General features: G+C 59.5%; 6 protein-coding genes. 4 read left to right on the top strand and 2 right to left on the bottom strand.

Going from position 1 to position 6,333, the window contains the following annotated elements:
- Nucleotides 1-111: 111 nt before the first annotated feature.
- Nucleotides 112-1,455 carry an ATP-binding protein gene (locus tag GSM73_RS08495; RefSeq protein ID WP_160892174.1) on the bottom strand — a complete coding sequence of 448 codons (1,344 nt, stop codon included), beginning with the start codon at nucleotides 1,453-1,455 and terminating at the stop codon, nucleotides 112-114.
- Nucleotides 1,452-2,111: a response regulator transcription factor gene (locus tag GSM73_RS08490; RefSeq protein WP_139049871.1), complete on the bottom strand. Its 660-nt coding sequence runs from the start codon at nucleotides 2,109-2,111 to the stop codon at nucleotides 1,452-1,454. The genes GSM73_RS08495 and GSM73_RS08490 overlap by 4 nt, the downstream gene beginning before the upstream one ends.
- 130 nt (nucleotides 2,112-2,241) lie before the next feature.
- Here GSM73_RS08490 and GSM73_RS08485 point away from each other — a divergent pair, with 130 nt between their 5' ends.
- The 4 genes from GSM73_RS08485 (at nucleotide 2,242) to GSM73_RS08470 (ending at nucleotide 6,279) form a co-directional block, all read left to right on the top strand.
- Complete coding sequence (locus GSM73_RS08485; RefSeq protein ID WP_139049870.1) at nucleotides 2,242-2,565, top strand: PepSY domain-containing protein; 324 nt, start codon at nucleotides 2,242-2,244, stop codon at nucleotides 2,563-2,565.
- Between the two features lie 76 nt (nucleotides 2,566-2,641).
- Nucleotides 2,642-3,118 (top strand): DUF2271 domain-containing protein, encoded by a 477-nt coding sequence (locus GSM73_RS08480; RefSeq protein WP_160892172.1) that lies wholly within the window; start codon nucleotides 2,642-2,644, stop codon nucleotides 3,116-3,118.
- A gap of 25 nt (nucleotides 3,119-3,143) precedes the next feature.
- Nucleotides 3,144-5,324 (top strand): PepSY domain-containing protein, encoded by a 2,181-nt coding sequence (locus tag GSM73_RS08475; protein ID WP_160892170.1) that lies wholly within the window; start codon nucleotides 3,144-3,146, stop codon nucleotides 5,322-5,324.
- Nucleotides 5,314-6,279 carry an FAD:protein FMN transferase gene (locus tag GSM73_RS08470; RefSeq protein ID WP_160892411.1) on the top strand — a complete coding sequence of 322 codons (966 nt, stop codon included), beginning with the start codon at nucleotides 5,314-5,316 and terminating at the stop codon, nucleotides 6,277-6,279. The genes GSM73_RS08475 and GSM73_RS08470 overlap by 11 nt, the downstream gene beginning before the upstream one ends.
- Nucleotides 6,280-6,333 lie beyond the last annotated feature (54 nt).

The raw sequence follows: 6,333 nt of genomic DNA, 5'->3' as shown, positions 1-6,333 counted from the left end.
CCGCGGACGCCGCCGCTGCCGGGTCGCAAGCAATAAGTGTGGCGGGGGTCCCCCCGCCTGCTTCCCTGACCAAACCGAGCCCAAGGCTGCAGCACGTGCAAAACATGCTTTTCAACCTTGGGTCGTCGAGGCGAGCGGTAACCATACGCTGACTTCGAATCCGTCCTGGCGGTCCTTCGCCGGCGATGCCAGTGTTATTTGTCCGTTGATCCCCAGCACAATCGCTTTGGCGATCGCCAATCCCAATCCTGACCCGCTTGCGTCGCTCTGACCGCGTACAAAACGCTCGGTCAGGCGCTGCAATCTGGCCGGCGGCACTACCGGGCCGCCATTGACCACCCGCAGTTGCGCCTGGTCAGAAAGGCTGACCTCCAGGGGGTGCTCCGTCGCGCCGTATTTCAAGGCATTTTCGATCAGGTTGCGCAAAAGGATGCCAAAAGCGTCTGGATCGATGGTCGAGTAGACGCCGGCCTGAGCCGGAAGCAAGAGTTCGATCTGGCGACCGCTGCTTTGACGCCACTCATCGACCACATGGGCCAACAACGGGATGAGGTCCTGAGGCCTCTGCGCCAACAGCCCACCGCCCTCAGCCTTGGCCAATTGCATGAGTTTTTCCGAGAGCCGGGCCAGCTCGCGCAACGAGTTTTCGATCTTCGCTGCACGCAGCCGCAAGGGGCCTTCAGGCGCTTCTTGGCGCAGTCGCTGGACCTGCGCCAGCGTCGCAGCCAGTGGCGTACGCAGTTCATGGGCACTGTTGGCGGTGAAACTACGCTCGGCCTCCAGGGTCTTGCGCAAACGTTTGAGCAGATGGTTGACCGCCTCAGCCAGCGGATCGATCTCTGCTGGCAATCGCAACACTTTGATCGGCGAAAGGTCACCCGCCCCCCGGGCCTCCACGGCACGCCGATAGGCCATGACGCTGCGCAAGCTCAGACGTACGAATAACCAAGTGCCCACCAAACTGATGGGAATCAGCGCCAACAACGGCAATAACAAGGCCAGCAAGGCCTCCCGCGCGGCCTCTCGGCGATGGTCAAGAGGTTCGGCGATTTCGATGAACACCGAATCGCGTAACGCACTGGCGCCATACAGGCGATATTTTTCGGTTGTGGAGAAACCTTCAGCCGGTGTTTTGCGAAATATCTTCGGGTTGGCATCGTGAGACTGCATCAGGATCTTGCCCCTGGCATCGCGCACCAGGTAGGTCAGATGTTCCTTGTGCATTTTCAAGGTAGCCACAAGTTGTGCGCTTTGCGGTTCTTCGCGATTGCTGATTTCCAGAACAGCCAGAGGCAGGATCCGTTGCGCGGTTTCCTCCAGGGCGCTGTCGAACACTTCATCCAACTCATGTTGCACCACCCGCCATGTGCCGACGGTCGCCGCCAGCCAAAGCAAGGTCATGCCCAGCGTCAATCCAACGCCAAGACGTTTTTGCAGACTGCCCGAGGCGCTCATGGGGATATCAGCCGGTAGCCCATGCCACGCACGGTTTCGATGACGTCACGACCTAGCTTCTTGCGCAGCCGGCTGATGTACACCTCGATAGTGTTGCTCTCGATTTCGGCGCCGAAGGCGTATAAGCGCTCTTCAAGCTGCGACTTGGACAATAGCGCGCCAGGGCGCTGCACGAAGGCCTCGAACAATGCCCACTCCCGCGCCGTAAGGTCCACTGTGGTACCGGCGCGCAGCACCGTACGCGCGCTCATATCCAGTTGCAGTTCGCCAATCTTGATCTGCGGGTTGGGGTTACCGCTGTAACGGCGCGCCACAGCTGCAACGCGTGCCGAAAGCTCGAACAGGTCGAACGGTTTGACCAGATAATCATCGGCCCCGGCATTAAGACCCGCGATGCGATCAGATATCTGATCCTGTGCGGTCAGGATGATCACCGGTGTCGCGACCCCGGCGCCACGCTGCTGACGCAAGAAATCAAGTCCGCGACCGTCCGGAAGCATCAGGTCAAGCAGTATCAAATCGTACGGTGTGGTACGCATGCTGTTACCCGCATGGTCCAGGCGCTGGACCCAATCGATCGCATGGCCATCATCGGCTATCTGCTCTCGCACCGCTTCCCCCAAACCTGGCGCATCTTCAACCAATAAAACCCGCATCTGGCAGCTCCTGTGATCGTGTCGTGCAGAACCTTGACCGTCTTAACTGAGGTCAATCTGAAGATTCAGGTGAATGTCAGGATTGCGCCGTAGGTTATGCCAACGATGGCGCCTCGATAGGAGATAGATCATGAAATCAGGTTTTATAGCCAGTACCGCGTTATTGAGCGTGCTTTTCAACGGATACGCGGTGGCCGATGAAGACTGCAGCGACCCCGTCAGCGACTGGCAATCACGCGAAACCTTGCGTCAGCAGGTAGAGCGGCAATACGGCTGGAGTGTGCAGCGCATCAAGGTCGACGACGGTTGTTACAAGCTCAAGGGACTGGACCGCCAAGGCAATGTTGTCGAAGCCCGCTACTCACCGGCATCGCTGCACCTGCGCAAGCTGGAGATCCACTTCCGGGCCGACAGCGATGGCGGGGAATACCTCGGAAAGCCGTTGATCAAATGACAATTTTGCGGCCCTTCAGGTTGCTGTCAGCAAGCAGGTCCAGGCTCTGTATCAACGCTCAAGAAAGGACAAGGCCATGAAAAAATTTATCGCTGCAACCTGTATCGCCGGCGCCATCAGCATCGCCCTGCCGGGGCTGGCCCAGGCCCGCGAAGTCACCCTGACGACCCAACTCAAACGCTACAGCGGAAATGATGCGTATCTGGCGATTTATCTCACTGATGCCAACGGTCAATACCAGAAGACTCTTTGGGTGGCCGGAAAAAAAGCCAAGTATTACAAGCACCTGAGTGACTGGGCACGTGGAAGCAAGCTCAATCCCAGTGAGTTCGACGGGGTCAGCGGCGCCAGTGTCGGCAGTGGGCGCACACTCAAAGTCAGCGTCGAGCTTGCAGATACCCTGATCGATGCCGGGTATCAGATCCGAATCGACAGTGCCGTTGAAGACAAGCGTGATGTCCGCGCCGATGTCAGTGTCCCCCTGACGTCCGAAGGCGCAGGCAAGCCGGCGGCCGGCAGTACTTACGTCGAATCCTTTACTTACGATTTGTAGCCCCTGCCGTTTCCGGAGACTGAACATGCTTCGCCAGTTTCATTCCCTGCCCGGCCTGATCGCCGCCCTGCTGGTCATGTTGTTGGCCATCAGCGGCGCGATTTTGTCGGTCAACCCGGCTCTGGAGCGCCTGGCCGGCACGGCCACCGCCGCCGGGCAGGTCAACGTCGGTCAGTTGGCCGGGCGCGTAGCCAAGCACTTTCCCGGCGTGGAGCAGATCCAGCGAACAGCGTCGGGGACCGTCATCGTCTACTACAACCAAGACGGTCAGGCTGGAGCCGAAAAGGTTGACCCACTGACGGGTCGAGGCTTGGAGGCTTATGAACCATCCGCCTTCTCGCGCTGGATGAAGGGGCTGCACCGGTCGCTGTTGCTTGGCACACCAGGTCATGGAGTAGCGGGCGTCGGCGCGCTGTTCATGCTGCTACTGTCAGTCTCCGGAGTGCTGTTGTTGGTCCGTCGGGTGGGCGGCTGGCGCAACCTTCTGCGGCCATTGCGTGGCGACTTCAACCAGCGCTGGCACGCTGAAGTCGGCCGTCTGATCTTGCCTGGGCTGCTCCTGTCGGCACTCAGCGGGCTTTATATGTGCGCCACGACCTTCGACTTGATTACCGACGGCAGCCAAAGTGAGCCCACCTTTCCCACCTATGTCAGTACCGGCCCGGCGTTGTCGGTGGCGAACCTGCCAGCCTTGCAGGTCACCGATCTGAATGACCTGCGCGAACTGGTCTATCCAAGTCCCAGCAACCCGCAGGACGTGTATTCCTTACGCACAGCCCAGGGTGACGGCTACGTGGACCAGGCCTCAGGCGCCTTGCTGTCTTACCAGGCCCACGACGCCATGCACAACGCCTACGAAATGATCTATCAACTGCATACAGGTGAGGGCCTCTGGTGGCTCGGCTTGTTGCTAGGCCTCTGTGCACTCTGTGTGCCGTTGATGAGCATCACCGGCATCCTGATGTGGTGGGACCGCCGCAGATCCGGACCCAACATCCGCAATAACAGCACCGCGCAAACCGCCGACAGCGTGATCCTGGTGGGCAGTGAACACAACACCACGTGGGGGTTCGCCAACGCCTTGCATGTTGCTTTGCATGAGGCCGGCCACCGTGTCCATAGCGCGGCGATGAACCAGTATTCCAATGACTACGGCAACGCCCAGCGCCTGTTCATCCTCACCGCGACCCACGGCGACGGCGACGCACCGGCCCAGGCTGCGCAGTTTCTGGCAAGGCTGGCCAAAGTCGGTCTCAAGCCTGGTCAGCCATTCGCCGTACTGGGCTTTGGTGACCGGCAGTTTCCACGTTTCTCTCAGTTCGCCCAGCAGGTACAGGAAGCCTTGTTGCAGGCCGGTGGTTCACCCTTGATGGGGCTGGAGACCATCAACCGCCAATCTTCTCAGGAGTTTGCCCGTTGGGGCCACGCATTGGGCGAGGTGTTGGGGGATGACCTGATGCTGGTCCACACGGCAAAACAACCGCATACCCATAGACTGGTGCTGGCCGAGCGCATCGTCTACGGTGAAAAGGTAGACACCCCCACCCACGTACTGCGTTTCAAGGCGCCTGGAAGGTTGCCCACCTTTGAAGCCGGTGACCTGGTTGGCATTCTGCCCCCTGGCAGCTCGGTTCCGCGTTTCTACTCGCTGGCCTGTGGTTCACAGGACGGCGTGTTGGAGATATGCGTACGCAAACACAAAGGGGGCTTGTGCTCACAATTGCTCCACAGTCTGGACATCGGCGCGCCGATAGAAGCCTTTATCCAGCCCAACCCACAATTTCGCCCGGCCTTGGGCGCTCACCCCGTGATTCTCATCGGCGCCGGTACTGGCATAGGTCCCCTCGCCGGTTTTATTCGTAATAACACGGCCCACCATCCCATGCATCTGTATTGGGGCGGGCGCAACCCGACATCGGATTTCCTTTACGAGTCGGAGCTGAACGGCTACCTGGCCGACCACCGCCTCACCGCACTGCGCCCCGCCTTCTCCCAGGCGATGGATCCCTGTTACGTGCAAGACCGGCTGATCAACGATACGAAAATCCTGCGACAGTTGATTGAGAATGGTGCTCAGGTGTTGGTATGTGGCGGCCGTGAAATGGCCAAAGGCGTGATGCAGGCACTGGATGAAATACTCGCGCCGCTCAACCTGAGTGTGCAGGCCCTCAAGGTACAAGGACGCTACCGTGAAGATGTCTACTGAACTGCAACGCTACAGCCTCAATGGCGAGACCATGGGCACCCGATACACGGCCCTGTTCTATGCTGGAGCCGAGCTGGATACCAACGAGGTTGGCTGCAGCCTGGCATGTGCCGTTTCCCGGGTAGACCAGCAAATGTCCATTTGGAAACCCGACTCCGATCTCAACCGCCTCAACAGCGCCCCCGAACACCAATGGGTGCCTGCGCCCAAAGAACTGGTTACGGTGCTGGCGGCTGCGCTGCGTGTCAGCGAGCAATCTGGCGGCGCTTTTGATATCGCCGTCGGTGACCTGGTAGAGGCTTGGGGATTTGGTTGCAGCGAAAAATCTGCCACGCAACCGGTGCTCGGTACGTTGCCACTCCATGCCAGACCATCCGCCAGCGCAGGACTGGTGGTGGACCGACAGCGTAATCAAGTGCGTAAACGTGGGCCGCTGCATCTCAACCTGAATGGGATTGCTAAGGGTTTTGGTGTCGATGAACTGGCCCGCTGCCTGGAAAGGTTTGGTATCACTTGCTATCTGGTTGGTATTGACGGCGAGATGCGTGCCGGGGGTCTAAAACCTGACGCCCAACCTTGGAAAGTCGCCATCGAAAAACCCTGTCGGGGCGTGCGTGAAGTCATGGGCGTCATGGAACTCAGCGAGGCTGCCATCGCAACATCCGGGGATTACCGACACTGGATCGATGTGAAGGGGCAGTCCTACGCCCATACTATGAACCCGGCTACGGGCGCTCCAGCGCGCAACTCGCTCGTGGCCGTCACGGTGGTGGCCAATTCCTGCATGCTCGCCGACGCCTGGGCCACGGCGCTGCTGGTATTGGGCGAAACCGAGGGCCCTCGCCTGGCACAAGAGCGCGGCATGGACGCTTTATTCGTCCTGCGTGATGCAGACCAGTTCAAAGAAATCTCGATTGTCGGCGGACAATTGCAAACGCGCATTCAGACGCACTGACGGGGCGATACGGGTGATCCCATCCCGGACGCCGCCGTTGTCGGGCGATAAAAA

It is taken from the genome of Pseudomonas sp. PICF6, assembly GCF_009831705.1.
Taxonomy (GTDB): domain Bacteria; phylum Pseudomonadota; class Gammaproteobacteria; order Pseudomonadales; family Pseudomonadaceae; genus Aquipseudomonas; species Aquipseudomonas rhizophila.
Note: the sequence above shows the minus strand (reverse complement) of the source record. Positions and strands in the feature narration are given on the sequence as shown.

Bases quoted from the DNA above. Each gene is read 5' to 3' on its own strand.
- GSM73_RS08495 (WP_160892174.1), bottom strand. From the start codon at position 1,455: ATGAGCGCCTCGGGCAGTCTGCAAAAACGTCTTGGCGTTGGATTGACG.
- GSM73_RS08490 (WP_139049871.1), bottom strand. From the start codon at position 2,111: ATGCGGGTTTTATTGGTTGAAGATGCGCCAGGTTTGGGGGAAGCGGTG.
- GSM73_RS08485 (WP_139049870.1), top strand. From the start codon at position 2,242: ATGAAATCAGGTTTTATAGCCAGTACCGCGTTATTGAGCGTGCTTTTC.
- GSM73_RS08480 (WP_160892172.1), top strand. From the start codon at position 2,642: ATGAAAAAATTTATCGCTGCAACCTGTATCGCCGGCGCCATCAGCATC.
- GSM73_RS08475 (WP_160892170.1), top strand. From the start codon at position 3,144: ATGCTTCGCCAGTTTCATTCCCTGCCCGGCCTGATCGCCGCCCTGCTG.
- GSM73_RS08470 (WP_160892411.1), top strand. From the start codon at position 5,314: ATGTCTACTGAACTGCAACGCTACAGCCTCAATGGCGAGACCATGGGC.